General features: G+C 46.4%; 20 protein-coding genes. 4 read left to right on the plus strand and 16 right to left on the minus strand.

What is annotated here, in order from left to right:
* Window positions 1-165: 165 nt before the first annotated feature.
* The 8 genes from sspB to zapE all read right to left on the minus strand — a co-directional run bounded on the left by sspB (window position 166) and on the right by zapE (window position 6,729).
* Window positions 166-645 (minus strand): ClpXP protease specificity-enhancing factor, encoded by a 480-nt coding sequence (gene sspB, locus QTO06_RS18700; protein ID WP_039842398.1) that lies wholly within the window; start codon window positions 643-645, stop codon window positions 166-168.
* A 19-nt stretch (window positions 646-664) separates the two neighbouring features.
* The gene (gene sspA / locus QTO06_RS18705; protein ID WP_005436105.1) at window positions 665-1,300 is read right to left on the minus strand and encodes a stringent starvation protein SspA; all 636 of its coding nucleotides are present in this window, start codon (window positions 1,298-1,300) and stop codon (window positions 665-667) included.
* Between the two features lie 96 nt (window positions 1,301-1,396).
* On the minus strand, window positions 1,397-2,134 hold the full coding sequence (locus QTO06_RS18710; RefSeq protein WP_005436103.1) for a cytochrome c1: 738 nt from the start codon (window positions 2,132-2,134) through the stop codon (window positions 1,397-1,399).
* Entirely contained in the window at window positions 2,131-3,396 is a 1,266-nt protein-coding gene (locus tag QTO06_RS18715) for a cytochrome b (protein WP_005436097.1), read from the minus strand. Before QTO06_RS18715 ends, QTO06_RS18710 begins: the two co-directional genes overlap by 4 nt.
* Window positions 3,396-3,986, minus strand: a complete 591-nt coding sequence (gene petA, locus QTO06_RS18720; RefSeq protein WP_005436095.1) for a ubiquinol-cytochrome c reductase iron-sulfur subunit — start codon at window positions 3,984-3,986, stop codon at window positions 3,396-3,398. Before petA ends, QTO06_RS18715 begins: the two co-directional genes overlap by 1 nt.
* A 548-nt stretch (window positions 3,987-4,534) precedes the next feature.
* Window positions 4,535-4,927, minus strand: a complete 393-nt coding sequence (gene rpsI, locus QTO06_RS18725; protein WP_005436094.1) for a 30S ribosomal protein S9 — start codon at window positions 4,925-4,927, stop codon at window positions 4,535-4,537.
* 15 nt (window positions 4,928-4,942) lie between these two features.
* Window positions 4,943-5,371 carry a 50S ribosomal protein L13 gene (rplM, locus tag QTO06_RS18730; RefSeq protein ID WP_005436093.1) on the minus strand — a complete coding sequence of 143 codons (429 nt, stop codon included), beginning with the start codon at window positions 5,369-5,371 and terminating at the stop codon, window positions 4,943-4,945.
* A gap of 254 nt (window positions 5,372-5,625) precedes the next feature.
* Entirely contained in the window at window positions 5,626-6,729 is a 1,104-nt protein-coding gene (zapE, locus tag QTO06_RS18735) for a cell division protein ZapE (RefSeq protein WP_331409335.1), read from the minus strand.
* Between the two features lie 196 nt (window positions 6,730-6,925).
* Here zapE and zapG point away from each other — a divergent pair, with 196 nt between their 5' ends.
* The 3 genes from zapG (at window position 6,926) to degS (ending at window position 10,227) form a co-directional block, all read left to right on the plus strand.
* On the plus strand, window positions 6,926-7,369 hold the full coding sequence (gene zapG / locus QTO06_RS18740; RefSeq protein WP_039984585.1) for a Z-ring associated protein ZapG: 444 nt from the start codon (window positions 6,926-6,928) through the stop codon (window positions 7,367-7,369).
* A gap of 218 nt (window positions 7,370-7,587) precedes the next feature.
* Window positions 7,588-8,955 carry a Do family serine endopeptidase gene (locus QTO06_RS18745; RefSeq protein ID WP_331409336.1) on the plus strand — a complete coding sequence of 456 codons (1,368 nt, stop codon included), beginning with the start codon at window positions 7,588-7,590 and terminating at the stop codon, window positions 8,953-8,955.
* A gap of 204 nt (window positions 8,956-9,159) precedes the next feature.
* Complete coding sequence (gene degS, locus QTO06_RS18750) at window positions 9,160-10,227, plus strand: outer membrane-stress sensor serine endopeptidase DegS (protein ID WP_331409337.1); 1,068 nt, start codon at window positions 9,160-9,162, stop codon at window positions 10,225-10,227.
* Between the two features lie 38 nt (window positions 10,228-10,265).
* Here degS and parC read toward each other — a convergent pair whose 3' ends face one another.
* From parC to nudF, 6 genes are all read right to left on the minus strand, one after another.
* Window positions 10,266-12,554 carry a DNA topoisomerase IV subunit A gene (parC, locus tag QTO06_RS18755; RefSeq protein WP_038890837.1) on the minus strand — a complete coding sequence of 763 codons (2,289 nt, stop codon included), beginning with the start codon at window positions 12,552-12,554 and terminating at the stop codon, window positions 10,266-10,268.
* A gap of 3 nt (window positions 12,555-12,557) precedes the next feature.
* Window positions 12,558-14,438, minus strand: a complete 1,881-nt coding sequence (gene parE / locus QTO06_RS18760) for a DNA topoisomerase IV subunit B (RefSeq protein ID WP_331409339.1) — start codon at window positions 14,436-14,438, stop codon at window positions 12,558-12,560.
* 250 nt (window positions 14,439-14,688) lie between these two features.
* Complete coding sequence (gene yqiA, locus QTO06_RS18765) at window positions 14,689-15,273, minus strand: esterase YqiA (protein ID WP_010445817.1); 585 nt, start codon at window positions 15,271-15,273, stop codon at window positions 14,689-14,691.
* 55 nt (window positions 15,274-15,328) lie between these two features.
* A complete protein-coding gene (gene cpdA / locus QTO06_RS18770) occupies window positions 15,329-16,135 on the minus strand; it encodes a 3',5'-cyclic-AMP phosphodiesterase (RefSeq protein WP_038890839.1) in 807 nt (268 codons plus the stop codon).
* 61 nt (window positions 16,136-16,196) lie between these two features.
* On the minus strand, window positions 16,197-16,640 hold the full coding sequence (locus QTO06_RS18775; RefSeq protein WP_005395930.1) for a DUF1249 family protein: 444 nt from the start codon (window positions 16,638-16,640) through the stop codon (window positions 16,197-16,199).
* The gene (gene nudF, locus QTO06_RS18780; RefSeq protein WP_331409341.1) at window positions 16,640-17,290 is read right to left on the minus strand and encodes an ADP-ribose diphosphatase; all 651 of its coding nucleotides are present in this window, start codon (window positions 17,288-17,290) and stop codon (window positions 16,640-16,642) included. Before nudF ends, QTO06_RS18775 begins: the two co-directional genes overlap by 1 nt.
* A 229-nt stretch (window positions 17,291-17,519) precedes the next feature.
* On the opposite strand from nudF, the gene tolC reads away from it, so the two are divergent.
* Window positions 17,520-18,842, plus strand: a complete 1,323-nt coding sequence (gene tolC / locus QTO06_RS18785; protein ID WP_331409342.1) for an outer membrane channel protein TolC — start codon at window positions 17,520-17,522, stop codon at window positions 18,840-18,842.
* A 257-nt stretch (window positions 18,843-19,099) separates the two neighbouring features.
* Here the strand turns inward: tolC and hldE are convergent, their stop codons facing one another.
* Window positions 19,100-20,530 carry a bifunctional D-glycero-beta-D-manno-heptose-7-phosphate kinase/D-glycero-beta-D-manno-heptose 1-phosphate adenylyltransferase HldE gene (gene hldE, locus QTO06_RS18790; protein WP_005436078.1) on the minus strand — a complete coding sequence of 477 codons (1,431 nt, stop codon included), beginning with the start codon at window positions 20,528-20,530 and terminating at the stop codon, window positions 19,100-19,102.
* A 77-nt stretch (window positions 20,531-20,607) separates the two neighbouring features.
* Window positions 20,608-23,451 carry a bifunctional [glutamate--ammonia ligase]-adenylyl-L-tyrosine phosphorylase/[glutamate--ammonia-ligase] adenylyltransferase gene (glnE, locus tag QTO06_RS18795; RefSeq protein WP_331409343.1) on the minus strand — a complete coding sequence of 948 codons (2,844 nt, stop codon included), beginning with the start codon at window positions 23,449-23,451 and terminating at the stop codon, window positions 20,608-20,610.
* Window positions 23,452-23,540: the final 89 nt, after the last annotated feature.

Below are 23,540 nucleotides of genomic sequence, written 5' to 3' on the forward strand. Positions count from 1 at the left end.
GAGGCAACTCCAACACTTCTACTCAATGAGTGAGAGCTTAATACTTGAACCTAGGAGAGAAAGATCCTTCCCTAGAGTCGTTAAGAAAAAGCCAAGCCGATACCCTAGAAAAAACAATGCCGATCACCTTAAGTGAACGGCATTAGCGTATCGACGCTGCTTTTTTTATTTGATAACTCGTAAGCTTGGTCTGCCTTTCGGGCGAGGTGTTTCTTCCTCTTCAGACTCAGAGTCCACGATTTCAGGTTCTTCATTCACCGTAGTGAAAGTTGGAGATTGCTCTTCTTCGACAATCCCTTCCTCTTCAATATGGGTGTATGCTTCTTCTGGTTCAAACATGGTGCCAGCACCATTCTCACGTGCGTAAATCGCTTGTACAGCGTAAACAGGCACGATAACCGAATGCGGACGACCACTAAAACGAGCGTGGAAGGTAATCGCATCATTACCCAACTCAAGTTGACCAACAGCACGTGGAGCAATGTTCAAGATGATTTGCCCATCTTGAACAAACTCAACTGGTACACGCACACCTGGCATGGTTGCATCAACCACCAAGTGTGGAGTTAAGTCATTGTCTACTAGCCACTCGTAGAATGCGCGAAGCATGTACGGACGGCGAGCAGTCATTTTTGCAATATCCATAACGTGTTATCTAAATCGCTTAGCGAACTAGACGCATTTCACGTTCAGCTTCAGTTAGAGAAGCAAGGAATGAATCACGTTCAAATACGCGGTTCATGTAAACTTTGATCTCTTTAGAACCAGGGCCTACAAGGTCGATACCTAGTTGAGGTAGACGCCACAATAGTGGAGCTAGGTAACAATCGATTAGACTGAACTCTTCACTCATGAAGTATTCGTATTCTGCAAAGATTGGTGCAAGAGTCAGAAGATCGTTACGTAGTTTAGTACGTGCTTTTTCTGATTCTTCCGCGTTACCTTTAACAACCTTTTCAGCTAGTGAGTACCAGTTGCGTTCAATACGGTACATCATCAGACGGCTGTTACCACGAGCAACTGGGTAAACAGGCATTAGAGGTGGATGAGGGAAACGCTCGTCCAAGTACTCCATGATGATTTTTGAATCGTAAAGAGCTAGCTCACGGTCCACAAGAGTTGGTACTGACTTGTATGGGTTCAGTTCCACAAGCTCAGCAGGAAGGTTAGCTTCATCAACAAGCTCAACTTCAACACTTACGCCTTTTTCAGCTAATACGATGCGAACCTGATGGCTATACAAATCTGATGCACTTGAGAAAAGAGTCATCACAGAACGTTTATTGGCAGCTACAGCCATGGAGCCCTCCAGCACACTTACAAATAAAAATAATGGAGGCTAAGCCTCCATTATTCGTCAATTAAAATTGGGAATTAGCACGGTATGATAGCACAATTAATGCACATCACGCCAATACTCTTTCTTGAGCATCACGACAACAATTGTTAGTAGAACTAGGAAGCCCATTACCCACCAACCAAGCGCATGACGCTCTAGCTGAACTGGGTCACCGGAGTAAACTAGGAAGTTCACTAGGTCACCAACTGCTTTATCATACTCGCCAGAGCTTAGCTCCCCCGTACCGTTAGTTTCAGTACCAACAACCACTTGTACTTCTTCACCGTCCACAACTTTTGTGCCGTAAACTGGTGTCGGGATGCCTTGAAGTTCTTCAAGAACGTGCGGCATACCAACGCTTGGGAAAACAATGTTGTTCACGCCAAATGGGCGAGATGGGTCAACATAGAAAGAGCGCAGGTAAGTGTATAGCCAGTCTGCACCACGAACTCGAGCCACAAGTGTTAGATCCGGTGGCGGTGCACCAAACCAGTCCCCCGCTTGCTTCGCAGGCATCGCATTTACCATTAGGTCACCGATTTTCGCTTCAGGATCAAAAATCAGGTTTTCCTTCATTAGGTCAGCAGGAATATCCAAGTCTGTCGCTACTCGCTCGTAACGCTGGTATTGCGTTGAGTGACAAGCAAAACAGTAGTTCATGAATAGCTTCGCGCCGTTTTGTAGCGAAGCTTTATCCGATAGGTCCACGTTCGCCTTGTCTAGCGGTACGTTGGCACCCGCTGCCATCGCGAGAGATGGCAACATAGCAAATAGAATTACAATCCACTTCTTCATTTGAATGTCACCCTCTCTGGTAATGGTTTGGTTGCTTCATTTTTGCTGTAGAAGAACAGCAGTACAAAAAACATGAAGTAACACAAGCTAAAGATCTGAGACAGAATTGTGTACAGCGGCGTTGCCGGTAGTGCACCCAAAATACCCAGAGCGATAAAGGCGATAGTGAACTGAACAATATTCAACAGGTGCAGCTTGCTACGGTAACGGTATGAACGCACTTTACAACGGTCCAACCAAGGTAGAACAAACAGTACTGCAATTGACGCACCCATTAGGATTACACCCAATAGTTTGTCTGGAACCGCACGTAAGATCGCGTAGAACGGTGTGAAGTACCATACAGGAGCGATGTGCTCAGGTGTCTTCAGTGGGTTTGCAGCTTCAAAGTTAGGCGGCTCAAGGAAGTATCCACCCATCTCTGGGTTGAAGAACAGCACGTAACAGAAGAAGAACAAGAAACCAGCGACACCAACCAAGTCCTTAACCGTACCGTACGGGTGGAAAGGAATCGAATCGATGATGTCGTATTTCTTCGTGTAGTAATCGTGGAACTTGAATTGCGTTTCGTAATCGTCGCCCATTGAACCTTTTGGCAGCTTAGTCTCGATACCATCCGGGTTGTTAGAGCCAACTTCGTGCAGTGCCAATACGTGCAATACAACAAGAAGAAGCAGAACAATAGGTAGTGCAATAACGTGTAGTGCGAAGAAACGGTTCAGCGTTGCACCAGAGATGATGTAGTCACCACGGATCCAAAGTGTTAAGTCGTCACCGATGACAGGAATCGCACCAAACAGAGAAATGATTACCTGAGCACCCCAGTATGACATCTGACCCCATGGTAATAGGTAACCCATGAAGGCTTCTGCCATTAGAACCAAGAAGATCAACATACCGAAGATCCAAAGTAGCTCACGAGGCTTTTGGTATGAACCGTAAATCAGACCACGGAACATGTGCAGGTAAACAACAACGAAAAACGCTGATGCGCCAGTTGAGTGCATATAACGCAGCAACCAGCCGTAATCAACGTCACGCATGATGTATTCGATAGAAGCAAACGCACCATCACCAGATGGAACGTAGTTCATTGTTAACCAGATACCCGTAAGGATTTGGTTAACCAGTACCAACATTGCCAGAGAACCGAAAAGGTACCAAAAGTTGAAGTTCTTAGGCATTGGGTATTCAGACAAATGCTTTTTATAAGCATTCATCGCTGGAATTCGTTTTTCAACCCAGTCTAGTAGTGCTTGCATTATGCGTCTCCCTCATCAACACCGATCATGAGCTTCGTATCACTCAAATACATGTGCTTTGGAACCACAAGGTTCAGAGGTGCAGGAACACCTTGGAACACTCGACCAGCCATATCGAATTTAGAACCATGACATGGACAGAAGAAGCCAGACTTAACGCCTTGGACTTGCTCTGAGAACGTGTCAGGTAGATAGGTCGGTGAGCAACCTAAGTGAGTACAGAAGCCAACTGCCACGAAATACTCAGGCTTGATCGAACGATGCGCATTCTGAGCATAAACTGGCTGTTGTTCCATTTCTGATTGTGGGTCACGAAGCTGTCCGTCGATGTTCTTTAGGTTATCCACCACTTCTTGAGTACGACGTACAACCCATACAGGCTTACCTTGCCACTCAACACGAACCATCTGACCGGCTTCGATTTTACTGATATCCACTTCCACCGGTGCACCTGCAGCTTTTGCTTTGGCACTCGGATTCCATGATTTGATAAAAGGCACGGCGACGGCAGCTGCCCCTAATCCACCAACAACTGCCGTTGTAGCGGTTAGAAAACGCCTGCGACCGTTATTTAAAGGCGCGTTGCTCATCCAAACATTCTCCCATTTGCTCCCTTTGGATCGTTATTATTCCGCTTATAAGAGCATGGCTAACAAATAATGAATTTAGTTCTATTTATTGGGGGGAAATGATAAAGAAAACCCTACTTTTTGACAAGATAAAGCTACCTTTTTGTAACAATTGTGAGGCAAATCGCTCACGCCGTCACAAAAGCGGCAAAATTATAAAAAATAGATGTGATTTGTAACAAGAAAGCGAAACGAAGAATGGCTATAAACGAGATAAAAAGCCTTGTGTTTCGGCTGTTTTCAGCCAATTAGATAGAAAGATCTTTCAAGAATGTGAAGGAGTCCTCCACTTTTGTTATCTCAGTTTTGTAGCACGAAGAAAACCAGAAAACTTGCAGATAAAACGATCAAATGTTGCGAGGATATTAAGCAAGAATGTGAAAACAAATACAAAAGGAAAAACGGACTTTTCAAGCTTTAGAAAAACAAAAAGCTCGGCATATAGCCGAGCTTTGATGCACAGTTTCCAAAGTAACTCTGGAACAGCATAAATTTCCGATAAGAGGAAATTAACGCTTAGAGAACTGTGGACGACGACGTGCTTTACGTAGACCAACTTTCTTACGTTCAACGCAACGAGCGTCACGAGTAACGTAACCAGCTGCACGTAGAGTAGGACGTAGAGACTCATCGTACTCCATAAGAGCGCGAGTGATACCGTGACGGATAGCACCAGCTTGACCAGAAATACCGCCACCTTTAACAGTAACGTATAGGTCTAGCTTCTCAGTTAGTTCAACTAGCTCAAGAGGTTGTTTAACAACCATGCGAGAAGTTGGACGACCGAAGTACTCATCAAGGCTACGCTTGTTGATTACGATGTTGCCGCTGCCTGGTTTGATGAAAACACGCGCAGCTGAGCTTTTGCGACGGCCAGTGCCGTAGTATTGATTCTCTGCCATTTTCGAAATCCCCAATTAGATGTCTAGTACTTGTGGTTGTTGAGCAACATGGTTGTGCTCAGCGCCCGCGTAAACTTTAAGCTTACGGTACATAGCACGGCCTAGAGGACCACGTGGAAGCATGCCTTTAACTGCTAGCTCAAGAACCATCTCAGGTTTACGATCGATCAACTTTTCAAAAGTGATAGATTTTAGACCACCTGGGAATTCAGAGTGACGGTAGTACACTTTGCCTTTAGCTTTGTTGCCAGTTACAGCAACTTTCTCAGCGTTGATAACGATGATGTAATCACCAGTGTCAACGTGAGGAGTGTATTCAGCTTTATGTTTGCCACGTAGGCGAGATGCAATTTCACTTGCTAGACGGCCAAGAGTTTTACCCTCTGCGTCTACAACATACCAGTCGCGTTTTACAGTTTCTGGTTTAGCAACGAAAGTTTTCATGCTAATAATAACCCGTTAATTAAATTTTAAACTTTAAAGGAACACAGTATTGTGTTCCCACACTGTCTAAGAGCCCAGTCATCACCCCTTCGAGTCGTTGGTACTCTCGACCTTCTATGCCGAAATAACTTCGATATTCAGGTCTGCAGTAACGGTGGGTCGCAGGATTATAGAGAAGAGCGAAGAAAAAATCACCTTTTTTTGCGCCAAATCACTAATTTTTTCTTCACTTTTTTAAGATGAGTTGCTGTTTTTTACGCCAGATGCTCTCTAGCAAGGTATTCGTGACTCTGCATTTCTATCAGTCGAGACAAGCAACGTTTAAATTCGAACTCTAACTGTCCTTGTGTATAAAGGAACTCCATTGCAACTTCAGCAGAAATAATCAACTTAACGTTACGTTCGTAGAATTCATCGACCAATGCAATAAAGCGTCTTGCAGCATCATCTATCTTGCTATCCATCTGCTTCACGTCCGCCAGCAAGACGGTATGGTAAATACGCGATAATTCAATGTAATCGTTTTGACTACGTGGGGTTTGACACAGTTGTTCAAAAGAAGCATGTAGCACACCATCGCTGGCCTCTATTACCGCCACTTCTCGATGGTTGATTTCGATGCTGTATGCAGCAACTTTTCTTTCACCAATCAACTGTTGGTAATACGTATTAAGATTAATAGACGCCTGCTCATCCAACGGATAATGATAGATTTCGGCTTGTTGCAACGTTCTTAGGCGGTAATCCACTCCACTGTCGACATTAAGCACGTCACAGCGCTGAATGATCATGTCTATCGCAGGTAAGAAGCGCGCCCGTTGCAAGCCATTACGATACAAGTTTTCTGGTTCAATGTTCGACGTCGCGACTAAAATCATTTGTCGCTTAAACATCTCTTGCAACAAGGTCGCTAAGATCATCGCATCTGTGATATCGGAAACGAAGAATTCATCAAAACAGACCACATCCGCTTCTTTCTTGAATAAATCGGCCACTTTTGACAGCGGATTTTCCACTTCACCTAAACGCTTGAGCTCATCATGCACACGATACATAAAACGGTGAAAATGCACGCGCATCTTTCTTTCTGTCGGCAAGGCGTCAAAAAACGCATCCATGAGGTAAGTTTTACCCCGCCCTACTCCTCCCCAAAAGTACAAGCCTTTTGGTGGTTCTGGCATCTCAGGCTTTTTACCCAGTAATTTCTGCCAAGTGCTAAGCTGAGGAATAGGCGCAGACTGGAATTCTGCAATCGCATGGTAAAGGTTGTCTAAAGCAACGACAGCATTATTTTGTGCTTCGTCACGCTGGAATCCATGCTCTGCTATGTCTTGTTGGTATCGTTGTAATGGTGTCATGGCATTGAGTCGTATCAGAGGTACAGAAAAAATTGTCACCTCGGGGTCAGCTTTGAGAATAGAGAGATGTGGATATCAGTCCCCGAAGACTTACCGCTATTTTTCTTTATCGGCTGTTCAAGCCATAGTAACATGGACTAGCACCGCGTGTAACTAAGTAGTAAAAGACTTGTTAAAACAACTATAAGGAGCAGTTATGCCTTGGATTTATGCCATTGTGGGTTTGCTGGTCGGTACAATCGTAGGCGTAGTCATTAGTAGACTAACCACCCCCGAATACAAAAAACAAAAGTCTGTGCAAAAAGAGCTGGAAGCTGCCAAGTTTGAGCTAGAGCAACAACGTCAAGAGCTCGTCGATCACTTTGCACAAACTGCAGAAATGTTGGATACCTTAGGTAAAGACTACACCAAGCTGTACCAACACATGGCAAAGACGTCTTCAGAACTTCTGCCTAACTTGCCTGAGCAAGACAATCCGTTTGATAAGAAGACTGCGATGTCGACTGAACAGATTGAAGAAGACCAATCCGACGTCAACGAACAACCAAAAGACTACGCCAACGGCGCAACAGGTCTTTTAAAGGATCAGGAAAAAGAAATCATCGACGCACCAGAAGCTGTCACTGCTAAAGCGTCTTAATCCCCTCTTTCCTACCTAACTGGGTCAATACATACACATTTCTTATCAATTTGTATTGACCCTTTTTGAACTTTTCTTAAGCAACTCATCTCTAACAACCTGTGTGCTGTCGCCACCTTTTGATTATCCGAATTAATCCCTATATAACTAAATAACCGTATAGAACTAACGGTTCGGATATTTCTTTTTGACAGACCTGTTTCAAGAGGAGTTATTGGATGAAAAAACCATTGCTTGCGCTAACCGTTCTATCTTTAAGCTTGGGTTCAATCATCACCCCAATTACTGCGACTGCGGCGCTGCCGTTAAGTGTGGATGGGGAGCAGTTACCTAGCCTTGCCCCGATGCTCGAAAAAGTGACCCCTGCGGTTGTGAGTATTGCGGTTGAAGGTAAACAAGTTCAAACCAGCCGTATCCCAGAGCAGTTTCAGTTCTTCTTTGGGCCTGAGTTTCCAACAGAGCAAACTCGTGAGCGTCCATTCCGAGGCTTGGGCTCTGGCGTTATTATTAACGCGGACAAAGGGCAAATCGTCACAAACTACCATGTAATTAAAGGCGCTGATGACATCCGTGTCCGTTTGTACGATGGTCGAGAGTACGATGCAAAATTAGTGGGTGGAGATGAAATGTCAGACATTGCTCTACTCAAACTGGAGAAAGCAAAAGATCTGACTCAGATTAAAGTCGCCGACTCAGACAAACTGCGCGTTGGTGATTTCACGGTTGCGATTGGTAACCCATTTGGCCTTGGTCAAACCGTTACTTCGGGTATCGTCTCAGCACTCGGTCGAAGCGGCTTGAATGTGGAGAACTTCGAGAATTTCATCCAAACAGATGCGGCCATCAACAGCGGTAACTCTGGCGGTGCTTTGGTTAACCTTAATGGTGAACTGATCGGTATCAATACGGCAATTCTTGGTCCGAATGGCGGTAATGTTGGGATCGGTTTTGCTATTCCATCTAATATGATGAAAAACTTAACTGACCAAATTCTAGAGTTTGGTGAAGTGAAACGCGGCATGTTGGGCGTACAAGGTGGTGAAGTCACTTCAGAGCTAGCAGAAGCATTAGGCTATGAATCGAGTAAAGGCGCATTTGTTAGTCAAGTAGTACCTGACAGCGCTGCAGATAAAGCAGGCCTAAAAGCCGGTGATGTGATTACTTCCGTAAACGGTAAGTCGATTGATACCTTCTCCGAGTTACGCGCAAAAGTCGCAACGCTCGGTGCGGGCAAAGAGATCACATTGGGTGTGATTCGTGATGGTAAGAAGAAGTCCTTCGATGTGACGTTAGATGAATCTACCAATATAAAAGCGAAGGCGGAAACGCTTCACGAAGGCCTTAAAGGTGCAGAACTAAGCAACACCACGCCAAGCGATAAAATCCAAGGTGTTAAGGTGACTAGTGTGGCTGAAAACTCTCCAGCGGCACAATACCAACTAGCACAAGATGACATCATTATTGGTGTTAACCGTAAGCGTGTGAAGAATTTAGCAGAACTGCGCGCGATTGTTGAAAAACACAAAGGTGTGCTCGCGATAAACGTTCAACGTGGTGATCGCACGGTTTACTTGGTTATCCGTTAACAGGGTTAAGTGATAAACCAATCACACAAATAGAAGCGAAGGAGTAGCATCCGTCATTTAATGCGTGATGACACTCGAATGCTTTGCTTATGTCATGGTTTTTTAAAAGGGCAGGACGATCACGTCTTGCCCTTTTGTTATTTTTAAATGTAATGCTATCCTTCAGTTTTCTATGCCAATTGGGCGCTCAATCATGGAGAGGTTATGCTTAGCTTTTTGTTACGTTCTGTCTTTTTAGGCTTAGCAACTGCCGTCATTGTATTACTCGCCGTTCCATCTTTGCGCAGCAATGTCATCCCAACCGCACTTGTTGATCCACAACCAAGCAACATCGCGTCACTCGAGGTGTCTTTTAACCAAGCGGTAAGAAAGGCAGCGCCCGCGGTAGTGAATATCTACAGCCGTAAGTATGTGGAAAATGACCGCAGCAAGCTTTCAACTCAAGGCTTGGGCTCTGGCGTTATTGTTAGCGAAAAAGGTTACATCATTACCAACTATCACGTAGTGGCTCAAGCTGACCAAATCGTCGTAGCCTTGCAAGATGGTCGTGTTGCTGCTGCTCAATTGGTAGGTACAGACAAGCGTACAGACATTGCGATCTTACGTGTTGAAGGCACTAACCTGCCTGTTATCCCACTAAATCCAGAATACAAACCTCGAGTTGGTGATGTCGTCCTAGCAATTGGCAACCCGTACAACTTAGGTCAAACCACCACATTCGGTATTATTTCAGCAACAGGTCGTTCGTCGATCAGTGATGGTCGCCAAGCCTTTATCCAAACCGATGCAGCAATCAACGAAGGTAACTCAGGTGGGGCTTTGGTCAACACGCAAGGTGAATTGGTTGGTATCAACACCGCTTCTTTTCAGCAAGCAACCGATCTTGAGACCTACGGTATTTCTTTTGCTATCCCAGCCCCTCTGGCAAACAAGATCATGCAGAAGATCATTGCTGATGGCCGCGTAATCCGAGGCTATATTGGCATTGATGGGCAAGATATTAATGCAGTAACTGCTCGCTTATTAGGTAACGAACACATTGGTGGCATCGTGGTGTTAGGCATTGACCCGAATGGTCCTGCGAGTGATGCTGGTTTTGAGAAACAAGACATCATCATCAGTATTAACGGTACGAAAGTTCAAGGAAGGCAAAGCGTGATGGACATCGTCACTGACTTACGTCCGGGCACCTCCGTCGATGTTGGCATTATCCGCAAGGGTAAAGAAATGAACTTAAAAGTCACCATCGCCGAAGACAAACAAGAAGCATAAAAAAATCCCAGCCATTGGCTGGGATTTTTATTTGTGCGTTATTCGCTATCGCTTGGCTCTTCTGAAACCTCAGGACTTCCGCCCATCTCAATTTCAATTCGTGTTACGCGTTGTAAACCACGTGGCAGTAAGCTGCCTCGACGTCCGCGTTCACCACGGAAGTTCTCAAGGTCAGCAGGTTTCAAGCCTAGTTTACGCTTACCTGCATACAAGGTTAGAGACGCGCCTTGTGGCAGAGCCATCAAGTGAGAAAGCACCTCTTCACGCTCTTTCGCCTTCGCCGCTGGAATGTTGATGATCTTGTTACCCTTACCTTTCGCCAATTGCGGTAGGTCTTTAATTGGGAACAACAACATACGACCTTGGTTGGTAATCGCTAAAATTTCATCCGAATCCAAATCAGCAATCGTCTTCGGTGTCATCACCTCAGAGTTGGCCGGTAACGTCACCAATGCTTTACCGCTGCGGTTCTTCGATAACAAGTCTGAGCCTTTACATACAAAGCCGTAACCCGCATCAGAACCCACCAGCCATAATTGCTCTTCTTCACCCATGATCACTTGGCGAATATTGCTGCCCGCAGTGATATTCAAGCGACCAGTAATCGGTTCACCTTGGCTTCGTGCTGACGGTAGTGAATGCGACTCAAGTGAGTAGCTTCGGCCATCACTGCCAAAGAATACCGCTTGCTGGTTACTCTTACCGCGCGCGTGCGCTAGGTATTTATCGCCAGACTTGTAGCTCAAGCCTTCTGCATCCACATCGTGACCTTTCGCGTGACGAATCCAACCTTTCTCAGAAAGCACAACCGTGATTGGCTCGCTTGGTACTAGGTCGCGTTCAGTCAACGCTTTTGCTTCTGCACGTTCAACCATTGGAGAACGACGATCATCACCGTATTTCTCTGCGTCTGCTTTGATTTCTTTCTTCAGTAGTGTGTTCAGACGACGCTCAGAACCTAGTAGCTGTTCTAGCTTCTCACGTTCTTTCTCTAGCTCGTCTTGCTCACCACGGATCTTCATCTCTTCTAGTTTGGCTAGGTGACGAAGTTTAGTATCTAGAATCGCATCCGCTTGGATATCGGTAATGCCAAAGCGTTCCATCAGCACTGCTTTTGGATCGTCTTCAGTACGAATGATCTCAATCACTTCATCTAGGTTTAGGTAAGCAACCAACAAACCTTCCAAGATGTGTAGACGAGCCATGACTTTGTCTAGGCGGTGTTGTAGACGACGACGTACAGTCGTGCGACGGAACTCGATCCACTCAGACAGAATTTGAACCAGACCTTTAACTTGAGGACGGTTATCCAAACCAATCATGTTCAAGTTAACGCGGTAGCTGCGCTCAAGATCGGTTGAAGCGAACAAGTGGTTCATCAACAGATCGCAATCTACGCGGTTTGACTTTGGAACCACAACGATACGCGTTGGGTTCTCGTGATCCGATTCATCGCGAAGGTCATCAACCATTGGCAGCTTCTTAGCGCGCATTTGGTTAGCGATTTGCTCAAGCAGTTTCGCACCTGATACTTGGTGTGGCAGAGAAGTGATCACGATATCTGAACCTTCTTTGTGCCATACCGCGCGCATCTTGATGCTGCCACGACCGTTACGGTAAATCTTCTCAATATCTGCTTGTGGCGAGATGATTTCTGCTTCTGTTGGGTAATCCGGACCTTTAACGAACTGCATCACATCAGGCAGTTCCGCCTTCGGGTTGTCGATCAAATGAATGGTCGCATCCGCCACTTCACGAACGTTGTGAGGCGGGATATCTGTCGCCATACCAACCGCGATACCAGTAACACCGTTTAGCAGGATATGAGGCAGACGTGCAGGCAACATTTGTGGCTCTTTCATTGTGCCATCAAAGTTAGGTTGCCATTCAACCGTACCCTGACCTAATTCGCCCAGCAGTACTTCGGCAAACTTAGACAGTTTTGCTTCGGTATAACGCATTGCCGCGAATGATTTCGGATCATCTGGCGCACCCCAGTTACCTTGACCGTCAACCAATGGGTAACGGTAAGAGAATGGCTGTGCCATCAATACCATCGCTTCGTAACATGCAGAGTCACCGTGCGGGTGGTATTTACCCAACACGTCACCAACGGTACGTGCTGATTTTTTGTATTTCGCTGATGCCGAAAGACCAAGTTCCGACATTGCGTAAATGATGCGTCGTTGAACCGGCTTCAAACCATCGCCAATGTATGGCAATGCGCGGTCCATGATTACGTACATCGAGTAGTTCAGATAAGCGTCTTCGGTGAACTTGCGCATTGGCAACTGTTCAACGCCATCGTAAGTAATTTCTGTAGACATCCGTTAAACCTCTGCCATATCGCCGTTGTTTTGTAGCCAAGAACGACGATCATCTGCTCGTTTCTTACCAAGCAGCATGTCCATCATTTCCATGGTCGCCGCCGAGTCATCAATGGTTAACTGAACCAGACGACGCGTGTTTGGATCCATGGTTGTTTCGCGCAACTGAAGTGGGTTCATCTCACCCAGACCTTTGAATCGTTGCACGTTGATTTTGGCTTTCTTCTTCGACAAGCGCTCTAGTACGCCATCTTTTTCGTCATCGTCTAGGGCATAGAATACTTCTTTGCCACAGTCGATACGGTACAGAGGCGGCATCGCTACGTAGATATGACCAGCTTCAACAAGAGCACGGAAGTGACGAGTAAACAGAGCACACAATAGCGTTGCGATGTGTAGACCATCCGAGTCCGCATCGGCAAGGATACAGATCTTACCGTAACGCAGGCTGTCTAGGTTGTCGCTGTCTGGGTCGATACCCAAAGCAACTGAGATGTCGTGGACCTCTTGAGATGCAAGCACTTGGTCTGCAGAGACTTCCCACGTATTCAGGATTTTACCGCGCAGTGGCATCACCGCTTGGAACTCACGATCACGTGCTTGTTTAGCAGAACCACCCGCCGAGTCACCCTCTACGAAGAAGATTTCGGTGCGGTTAAGGTCTTGTACAGAACAGTCGGTCAGTTTGCCTGGCAGTGCAGGACCTGATGCGACCTTCTTACGTACAACCTTTTTGCTCGCGCGCATACGACGGTGTGCGTTAGCGATACACACTTCCGCTAACTGTTCAGCCAGCTGCGGCTTTTCGTTCAACCATAGGCTGAATGCGTCTTTTACGACACCAGAGACAAAGGCAGCCGTCTGACGAGAAGACAAACGCTCTTTCGTCTGACCCGCAAATTGCGGATCTTGAATCTTAACTGACAGAACGTAAGAACAGCGGTCGAAAACGTCATCACCCGTTAGCTTCACGCCACGAGGCAATAAGTTACGGAATTCACAGAACTCACGCATTGCATCAAGCAAGCCTTGGCGTAGACCGTTTACGTGTGTACCACCTTGTGCGGTTGGGATAAGGTTCACGTAGCTTTCCGTGATCATCTCGCCGCCTTCAGGCTGCCAGATTACCGCCCAGTTTGCCGCTTCAGTTTCTGCTGAGAACTCACCAGTAAATGGTTCTTCAGGGATAACTGGATAACCTTTCACACCTTCCGCTAGATAGTCTTTAAGACCATCTTCGTAGTGCCATTTGTAGTCTTTGTTGTTTACTTTATCGGTAAACGTAATCTCTAGACCCGGGCAAAGTACTGCTTTCGCACGTAGGTTATTCACCAAACGTGTTACCGAGAAGTTTGCAGAATCAAAGTACTTTGCATCTGGCCAGAAGTGTACACTGGTACCACGGTTGCGACGGCCACATGTGCCCGTAACCGTTAGGTCAGAAACCTTATCACCGTGTTCAAAAGCAATCTCATACACTTGACCGTCACGACGGACGGTCACTTCAACACGCTTAGACAACGCGTTTACTACTGAGATACCTACACCGTGTAGACCACCAGAGAATTGGTAGTTCTTATTAGAGAATTTACCACCTGCGTGAAGCTTACATAGGATCAGTTCAACACCTGATACCTTCTCTTCTGGGTGGATATCAACAGGCATGCCTCGACCATCATCGATCACTTCTAGTGATTGGTCAGCATGTAGGATGACTTGTACTTTTGAGGCATGTCCGGCTAGCGCTTCATCGACACTGTTATCGATAACTTCTTGGCCCAAGTGGTTTGGGCGCGCTGTATCCGTATACATCCCTGGTCGGCGACGTACTGGCTCTAAGCCATTCAGTACTTCAATGGCACCAGCATTATATTGTTCAGTCATAATACGGAATTGTTCTCAAAGTTTACTTGTAACCCGAGCCCCGCGAATGTGCAGGCGTACTCGAGAAACGAAAAAGCTACCCCGTCTGCGTGCTTATCAAAGATAAGGTCATGCATAACAAAGTAGTCAGGGCTTCATACCCTTAAGATCTTTTTTGGCAAAACATAGTCGGAAAGCCTGCCAACTATGTCAAGAAACGGTTGGATATGGCAATTAAAACTATGAGCCTATTCCAATCGTCTCGATAGTATTACAGTTTTAGGAATTCAATGATTTGAGCAGGATAACGCTCAAAGCCGATAAAACTGTGATCACCACCTTCTTCTACCGTTTGTTTCGCTTGCGCGAACTTTTCTACGGCCTGGCGATAGTCCAAAACCTCGTCTTCCGTTTGCTGTAACAACCAGAAAGACTCAGGCGACGCGATGCTTTGTACATCAAGTGCTTTTAGCTCGTCAATATGACAAGCTTCAAGTGTATAGGTTTCGTGCGTATACGGGTTGGTTTGCTCACCAAGGTAATCCACCAGCAATTCATAAGGCTTTACTGCTGGGTTTACGACGACGGCTCGAAAACCAAATTTCGCATTTAGCCACGTTGACATGTAACCGCCTAGCGAACTGCCAACAAGGCCAATGTTGTAGTCGTCTTGATGTTGCTCAACGATCTCAAGCAAACATTGAGCAGCCAGTTCAGGGAAACAAGGTAGTTGAGGTACGACAACCTTGATATCCGGTCGCTGCTGTTCACAGTACGCTTTCATCAGGTTCGCTTTCATGGAAAGCGGCGAGCTGTTAAAGCCATGGATATAAAGCAGCAAAGAAGGTTTGCTCATGATCGCCTCACGTTAAAAAAGTAAGCCCGAACATAAGGTTCGGGCGTGATAATGATTAGTATCCGTTTGAATTAAAGTCTGGCTGGAATTGGCCATCGGGTAGTCGGTTGACTTCTGTGGTAATGTCACCATTACTGTGCAACTCAAGTTCTCGCCAACCTGGTGATTCTGTATCCAGTGCAAAATCATCGGAGTCCGGTTTGAATTGCACACAAGTCGACGGCGTTGCCATCACGCGGATGCCATTATAAAGAACATTCATGTCTTGGTGCACATGACCACATAAAATGCCTTTTACGTTCTCAAAACGGTCCACCACTTGCCAGAAAGCATCCGCATCTTTTAATGCATGCTGATCTAACCAAGCACTTCCTACCAACAATGGGTGGTGGTGTAATAACACCAAGGTATGTCTTTGCGGGTTTTCTGCTAGTTTTTCTTCTAACAGTGCTAACTGTTGGTCACTCAAACGTCCGTGGGGTACCCCCACCACTTGTGAATCCAATAAGACTAACTGCCAATGCTCACCAAGCATCACATGCTCAGCAGCTTGAATTTGAGGAGATGGCAGTACACTGCCCATATTTGGCTTATAGTCGTGGTTGCCTGGAAGCCAGAAACAATCTTTTTTCAGCGGCGCGATACCCTCAGCAAAACGCTGGTAAGACTCGGCACTATGGTCTTGTGAAATATCACCCGTTGCCAAAATGTATTCATACTGCACTTGGTGATTAAGAATCTCTTGTACCACGGCGGCGAAGCTGTCAGCGGTTCTTACGCTCAGCAAACTGCCCTCATCTGCCTCAAACAGGTGAGTATCCGTGATTTGTAATAGCTTTATGCTGTCACTAGATGATTGCAAAATGAAAACCTGATTCGTCCACTATATAGTTTTTAGTTATTTTCCTTTAGTGACATGACAATCAATTGAAGGCAAGTGGCGTTCTACTAATGCCACTTCGTAAACAGAATGTCAGCCATTCACCAAGGAACGTATTAAGTTGATGCTTTTCATCTTTCTGCATCAACTGGTCGTTGGGATAATCATATTTAGCTTTGATGCGAGAAAACTCTCCGCTTGAGCATACTTCAGCAACTCTCGCATCGTGATAAAGCCTGACAGACATCGTCGGTAAAGGAAACACTGGTGTTTCATCACTCTGACATATCTCAACAACTGTGGTGTATTTTGTGATTTCATTCACGGTCAGTTGGTAAACCATGTTTGCCGCTTGATAGCAGCGAACATCACCAACTTCAGCAGAGGCAGGCAACAAGGCGTTCAACTTAGCGTAGTTGGTCTCATAAGTTCTCATTAGACCGGCTAAGTCGACATGGTATCGCTGTTTTTCAGCTACTTGTGCCATTACTTACTCTCCACTTTCGGGGAAACTTCCCATTGCGATGTCAATTCTTGGTGATTTAACTGCAACCATTGAAGAGCAATGATTGAGGCACCGTTTTCGAATTTTCCATCTTTCACCCACTGATACGCGGTTTCACGACTCATGACATGGACTCGAATATCTTCATTCTCATAGTCTAAACCATGAATGCCATGCGCTTTAGTTGCATCCACTTCACCAATGAATACATCCAGCTTTTCAGAACAGCCGCCAGAAGAAGGATAATAAGAGGTGACAGAAGCTACACGTCCGACTTGAATACCCGCTTCCTCTTCCGCTTCTCGACGAATCACCTCTTCAGCAGATTCGTCACGATCAATCATGCCAGCGACAATCTCGTACTGCCATGGGTGTGAATGCTCCAAAGCTCCCACTCTGATCTGTTCAATGATCACAACCTGATCAGTCACAGGATCATACGGGAGCATGGCGGCAGCATGACCACGTTCGAACATTTCTCGTTCGACAACCCCACTCCAACCACCGGCGAATAACCTATGCTTAAAACGGTATTTCACCATTTTAAAGAAACCTTTAAACACAGTTTCTTTCGAGATTATTTCCACATCTTGGGAAGTAAGATCGTTTTGTTGCTTGTCACACTGTTGCATTCAGCACCTCTCTGAGTGAATCTTGTAGTTTACTCATTGTTATTCGCTTGCTCAAAGGACTTGGCTCAACTTTTTGTACAATAGTTATAAATTATTTTAAGCCTTTGCCAATTACTTATTGCACAAGTGGATAATTACGTGTAAAAAAGTGCAAAGTTTCGAGTAAATATCGTCCAAATTGAGTTAAACTACTGAGAATTAACCAATCTATAGACCGCGGGAATAGAAAATGAAAAAACTGCTTCCACTATTTATCAGTGCAGCGCTAGGCAGTATGAGCACATCTGCATGGGCAGACTCTCTTGCTGAAATCTATGACTTAGCAAAACAAAACGACCCTCAATTGCTCAGTGTAGCAGCGCAGCGTGATCAAGCTTTTGAAGCAATCAACTCTAGCCGCAGTGCCCTACTACCACAAATCAACTTAACTGCGGGTTATGATATCAACAGAGGTGACCTAGACAAAGACTCGTCAGGTAAGGTCTCGACTGATAATAATCAATTATCTGCAGGCGTTGGGTTTACTCAAGAGCTGTACAACCGTGCATCTTGGATCACTCTAGATACCGCAGAGAAAACAGCACGTCGCGCAGATGCAACGTACGCGGCTACGCAACAAGGTTTGATCCTTCGTGTTTCTCAAGCTTATTTTGAAGTACTACGTGCACAAGATAACTTAGTATTTGTTCGTGCAGAAAAAGCAGCCGTTGGCCGTCAGCTAGAACAAACTAAGCAACGTTTTGAAGTGGGTCTATCTGCGATCACTGACGTACATGATGCACAAGCACAGTACGATGCAGTACTAGCCGATGAAGTATTGGCAGAAAACGATCTGATCAACAGCTACGAATCACTACGTGAAATCACAGGCCAAGAGCACAAGAACCTGAACGTTCTAGACACTGCTCGTTTCTCTGCAAGCCGCTCTTCTGAGCCAGCAGAAGCTCTGATTGAAGAAGCGAAAACAACTAACCTGAGCCTACTGTCTGCACGTATCGCACAAGACATCGCTCGCGATAACATTTCGCTAGCAAGCTCTGGTCACCTACCGACGCTATCACTAGACGGTGGTTACAACTATGCGGATACAACAGATAGTAGTAACGACCAAACGGCTGATGGCTTCAATGTTGGCGTGAACCTCGCTGTGCCGCTATACACAGGTGGTCGTACAACGTCTGAAGTGAAACAAGCAGAATACGGCTATGTGTCAGCAAGTGAAGAACTAGAGAAAGAATACCGTGGTGTTGTGAAAGAAGTGCGTGCACAGAACAACAACATCAACGCTTCTATCGGCGCACTAAAAGCGTACGAGCAATCTGTAGTGTCAGCACAATCTGCGCTTGAAGCAACAGAAGCAGGCTTCGATGTAGGTACTCGTACTATCGTTGATGTACTAGACGCAACTCGTCGTCTATACGATGCTAACAAGAACCTATCAGACGCTCGTTACAACTACATTCTTGCTGGCCTTCAGCTACGTCAAGCGGTAGGTACACTGAGCGAGCAAGATATCCTAGATGTTGATGCAGGCCTTAAGCCAGTAAAATAAACATCGATAGATAAGTAACGCAAGACGCCAGCTGATTTTTCAGCTGGCGTTTTTTATTGGGGTAAATAACCAAGCCAAGTGCGCTTTAGAGCCCTTCCTCTTTCGAAGGAGAGGGTTAACCCCCTCTAACTCCCCCTTGAAAAGGGGGAGGACTGGAATGCGCTTGTGGTTAGAATCACTCCTCCAAAAACAACAAAGGCCGCTAGAAAGCGACCCTTAGTAATTAGTTTGTAGTAGCCAGTTTAATGAGAAAGGAATTAGCCCTTACCACCTTTGATAGCGTTAATGATTTCGCTGGTTGAGCAACCGTCTTCAAAGTTCAGTACGCGAACTTCACCACCAGCAGCAATCACTTCTTTACCACCAGCGATCTCTTCTGGTTTGTAATCGCCACCTTTTACTAGCAAGCTTGGCAACACTTCAGAGATCAAACGTTGTGGGGTGTCTTCACTGAAAGGTACTACCCAATCTACCGCACCAAGACCTGCCAATACCGCCATACGACGATCGGTTGGGTTAACTGGACGACCAGGGCCTTTTAGGCGCTTAACGGAATCATCAGTATTTACTGCAACAATTAGGCGGTCGCCTAGCTCAGCTGCGTGGTTTAAGTAAGACACGTGGCCTGCGTGTAGAATGTCGAAACAACCATTCGTCATCACAACCTTCTCGCCTTTCGCACGTGCTTTCTTCACTGCTTCAATCAGAGCTTGTTCTGAAATCACACCGTAGTCTGTGTCTTGGCTACCGTGAATCGCTTCTGCCAACTCAATCTCAGACAGCGTTGATGTACCCAGCTTACCAACCACAACACCCGCGGCTGCGTTTGCCAGTGCGCACGCTTCTTCAAACGATTTACCCGCAGCAACAGATGCTGCAAGAACAGAGATAACTGTGTCACCAGCGCCTGTCACGTCGTACACTTCTTTCGCTTGGGTCGGCAAATGGAATGGCTCTTGCCCACGGCGAATCAAGGTCATACCGTTTTCGCTGCGTGTTACCAATAGGGCTTCAAATTCGAACTCTTCAACCAAAGCCAGTGCTTTCTCAACTAGCTCTTGGTCAGATTTCACTTTACCCACAACGTCTTCGAACTCTTTCATGTTTGGAGTAAGCAGTGTTGCTCCGCGGTAGCGTTCAAAGTCCGCACCTTTCGGGTCAATGAATACTGGGATGTTTGCTGCGCGTGCTTTCTGAATGTAAGCCTGAACGTGCTCTAGGGAACCTTTCGCGTAGTCAGACATGATCACAGCTTTCACACTTGGTAGTGCAGTTTCCATGCGAGACAGCACTGGCTCAGCATCTGTGTTCTCGAACTTGTCTTCGAAATCCAGACGAATCAATTGCTGACCACGGCTCATCACGCGAAGCTTAGTGATAGTTGGGTACTCTGGCAGCGCAACGAAATCGCATTTCACTTTTAGCGAGTTCAGTGTTTCCGTCAGTACTTTCGCTGGCTCATCCATACCCGTTAGACCAACAATGTGAGCGTGACCGCCAAGTGAAGCAATGTTCATTGCCACGTTCGCAGCACCACCCGGACGCTCTTCATTGTTTTCTACTTTCACAACAGGTACTGGCGCTTCAGGAGAGATACGTCCAGTCGGGCCATACCAGTAACGATCTAGCATGACATCACCGATGATTAGCACACCAGCGCTGTTGTAATCAGGTAGAATTGGTTTCATTATTGGTCTCCAAAAATTAAATCACGGTGAGTTTAACACAGCCTTTTTCTAGGCTGAACCTTGTGCACGACTTCTGCTTAGGCAAACCATTGATTCCATGCTTGCTTCACCCACTCTCGCTCTGCAACAAATTTCTCTTCCGCCACATCGGCATCCAAGTTAAGCAAGTTTCGACGATGAATCTCGTCACGCATTGATGTGTATGCGCGCGTCAGTTGCATCGCTTGATCTTCTTCCATGACACCTTGTGCAATCAGGGTTTCAAAAATACGTACATTATCGCACCAGCGAATCAGCTTTGGCTTACTGTGACTGTAGTTGAGCACAAGGTATTGAGCGAGAAATTCAATATCGGTAATGCCGCCGTTATCTTGCTTAAGCATAAAACGACCGGACTTTTTCCCGCCCAAGTGGTCACGCATTTTCTCACGCATATCGACCACGTCTTTCTTTAGCGTGTCTTGGTCACGCTGTTTACACAGCACGTCATGACGCGTGTTGTGGAAGGCAATCGCCAAAGGCTCATCACCATAAATCATGCGCGCACGCACTAGGGCTTGATGCTCCCACGTCCAAGCGTCTTTATGTTGGTAGTCGTCAAACGCATCGGTTGGGCTTACCAACAAGCCTGAAGCGCCAGATGGACGTAAGCGAGTATCCACTTCGTACAGAATGCCTGATGCAGTGCGGGTCGAGAAAATATGAATGATGCGCTGCGCTAAACGAAGATAGAACTGGCGACCATCGATTTCTTTCTTACCATCGGTATAGACGTTCACTGGGCAATCGTGCATGAAGACGATATCAAGGTCTGAGTTATAGCCCAGCTCCCAGCCGCCAACTTTCCCGTAACCAATGACAGCAAAGCCCTTCCCTTCACGATCTTTGACATGCGTCGGTTCGCCATATTTTTCCGACACTTGTAACCACGCTTGGTTCACTACCGCTTCGACAATCGCTTCTGCCAAGTAGGTTAAGTGATCACTTACTTTCATTACAGGCAACACGCCAGCAATATCGGCAGCCGCAATGCGGAGGATGCAGATTTGCTTAAACTGACGCAGCGCTTCCATCTGCTGTTCCATATCATCCTCTGGAATGCGAGCAAGGAAGTCACGTAGCTCTGTTCGGTAGCTATCGAGTGGAATTGGGTTGTACAGATGCTGAGGATCGATCAACTCATCGAGCAGAATCGGGTAACGCGATAGCTGCTCTGAAATCATCGGGCTAGCGGTACACAGGCGAACCAATTGCACTAACGCCGCCGGATGCTCATCCAACAACTCAAGGTACGTTGTTCGAGTACAGATGTTGTGCAGCAAGTGCAAAACTCGCGGCAAACCAAATTGCGCATCTGGGTGGGCAAATACTGCATCAAACACTTTTGGCATCAATTTGGTCAGCACTTCTCGGCCACGTGGTCCAAGTGTCTTCTTCGCCAAATCCGCTTTGAACTGCATGATGGTTTTCGCCAAGTGTTCTGGGTTCTCAGCTTTGATGTCCTCTTGTAGAACGTGTTCAAGCACGTCTTGTTTAGTCGCCATGTCCCACAACTCATGGAAATGACGAGCGACGACTTCCGCTTCGTCCTCTTCATCATCACCAATCAAGCTTTCAAACACCTTATGCACGTTTGCCATGTGTTGTTGAGTTTGAGCAATGAGCGCATCCCAACTATCAAAGCGCATTGCAGTGGCAAGTTTTAGCTGCTCGTCTGCACAATCGGGCAAAGTTTGCGTTTGCTTGTCTGCCATCGCTTGCAGCAAGTTTTCTAGTTGGCGCAGGTACTTATAAGCCGCTTCAAGGTTATCGACCTCTGGTTGAGTTAGCTGACCCAATTCACCGATTGCACTTAAGGTTTCTAGCAGGCCACGGCCACGTAAAGATGGCTCGCGACCACCACGAATTAACTGGAACACTTGAGCGATAAACTCAATCTCACGAATGCCGCCCGCGCCCAATTTGATGTTGTTGCTCAAACCACGACGGCGCACTTCACTGCTGATCATGGATTTCATGCGGCGCAGGGATTGAATCGCACTGAAGTCGATATAACGGCGGAAAACAAACGGACGCAGCATCTGGCGCAACTCTTGATATTGCGGATACATCTCGCTGCCCATCACGCGCGCTTTGATCATAGCGTAGCGTTCCCAATCCCTTCCCTGTTCTTGGTAATAGTCTTCGAGTGCCGCATAGCTCATCACCAACGGGCCACTTTCACCGAACGGGCGCAAACGCATGTCCACGCGGTAACAGAAGCCATCAAAGGTTTGTTGGTCGAGTGCTTTAATGATGCGTTGGCCTAAGCGAGTAAAGAACTGCGCATTAGCAATACTGCGGCGCGCGCCTTGGGTCTCACCGTTTTCTGGATAAGTGAAAATCAGGTCGATATCAGAAGAGAAGTTCAGCTCACCGCCACCAAGCTTGCCCATGCCGATGATCAGCATAGGTTGCGCTTCACCTTCCGCATTGGTTGGCGTGCCCCACTCGTTGCAGCAAATCTTGTACTGCCATTGGTATGTTTCGAAGATCATCGCTTCGGCCAATTGAGACAAATGACTGAGCGACTCTTCGAGTGTCCAAGTGTGGGTAAAGTCTTTCCATGCAATGTAGACCATTTCGCGGTTACGGAACTGACGCAGCACACGGTGGCCTGCCATTTCATCTTGGCATTCAGCTAAGAGATCGGCGAGGCGTGTACCGTAAGCTTGTTGTCGGCTGCTTTCTGCCAGCATGCTTGGCAAATTTTGTGCGAGTGTCTCATCACGATGAATCGCTTCGGTAATGAACTTGCTAAGGCCAGAGACAAAACGAAACTGCTCGGCAATCTCACTTGGCCATTGTTGAAAGTATCCCGCTTGCTCGGCGTTTTGAACCGCAGAATCCGCGACAGAAATCAGTGACGAAGGCAGCTGCATTTTTCTTCCTTGTATGAAAAGCACTGTGGTTTGAGAGGTATACACTCTTTTATACCAGAGTTGGTATAAATAAAAACGCCCACAAAAGG

This window comes from Vibrio sp. M260121, assembly GCF_036533715.1.
Taxonomy (GTDB): Bacteria; Pseudomonadota; Gammaproteobacteria; order Enterobacterales; family Vibrionaceae; genus Vibrio.

Coding starts and splice junctions, on each gene's coding strand:
- nudF (WP_331409341.1), bottom strand. CDS start 17,290: ATGCAACAGTGTGACAAGCAACAAAACGATCTTACTTCCCAAGATGTG.
- QTO06_RS18745 (WP_331409336.1), top strand. CDS start 7,588: ATGAAAAAACCATTGCTTGCGCTAACCGTTCTATCTTTAAGCTTGGGT.
- petA (WP_005436095.1), bottom strand. CDS start 3,986: ATGAGCAACGCGCCTTTAAATAACGGTCGCAGGCGTTTTCTAACCGCT.
- hldE (WP_005436078.1), bottom strand. CDS start 20,530: ATGAAACCAATTCTACCTGATTACAACAGCGCTGGTGTGCTAATCATC.
- zapG (WP_039984585.1), top strand. CDS start 6,926: ATGCCTTGGATTTATGCCATTGTGGGTTTGCTGGTCGGTACAATCGTA.
- QTO06_RS18710 (WP_005436103.1), bottom strand. CDS start 2,134: ATGAAGAAGTGGATTGTAATTCTATTTGCTATGTTGCCATCTCTCGCG.
- sspA (WP_005436105.1), bottom strand. CDS start 1,300: ATGGCTGTAGCTGCCAATAAACGTTCTGTGATGACTCTTTTCTCAAGT.
- glnE (WP_331409343.1), bottom strand. CDS start 23,451: ATGCAGCTGCCTTCGTCACTGATTTCTGTCGCGGATTCTGCGGTTCAA.
- parE (WP_331409339.1), bottom strand. CDS start 14,438: ATGACTGAACAATATAATGCTGGTGCCATTGAAGTACTGAATGGCTTA.
- rpsI (WP_005436094.1), bottom strand. CDS start 4,927: ATGGCAGAGAATCAATACTACGGCACTGGCCGTCGCAAAAGCTCAGCT.
- zapE (WP_331409335.1), bottom strand. CDS start 6,729: ATGACACCATTACAACGATACCAACAAGACATAGCAGAGCATGGATTC.
- degS (WP_331409337.1), top strand. CDS start 9,160: ATGCTTAGCTTTTTGTTACGTTCTGTCTTTTTAGGCTTAGCAACTGCC.
- QTO06_RS18775 (WP_005395930.1), bottom strand. CDS start 16,640: ATGGCACAAGTAGCTGAAAAACAGCGATACCATGTCGACTTAGCCGGT.
- QTO06_RS18715 (WP_005436097.1), bottom strand. CDS start 3,396: ATGCAAGCACTACTAGACTGGGTTGAAAAACGAATTCCAGCGATGAAT.
- rplM (WP_005436093.1), bottom strand. CDS start 5,371: ATGAAAACTTTCGTTGCTAAACCAGAAACTGTAAAACGCGACTGGTAT.
- yqiA (WP_010445817.1), bottom strand. CDS start 15,273: ATGAGCAAACCTTCTTTGCTGCTTTATATCCATGGCTTTAACAGCTCG.
- sspB (WP_039842398.1), bottom strand. CDS start 645: ATGGATATTGCAAAAATGACTGCTCGCCGTCCGTACATGCTTCGCGCA.
- parC (WP_038890837.1), bottom strand. CDS start 12,554: ATGTCTACAGAAATTACTTACGATGGCGTTGAACAGTTGCCAATGCGC.
- tolC (WP_331409342.1), top strand. CDS start 17,520: ATGAAAAAACTGCTTCCACTATTTATCAGTGCAGCGCTAGGCAGTATG.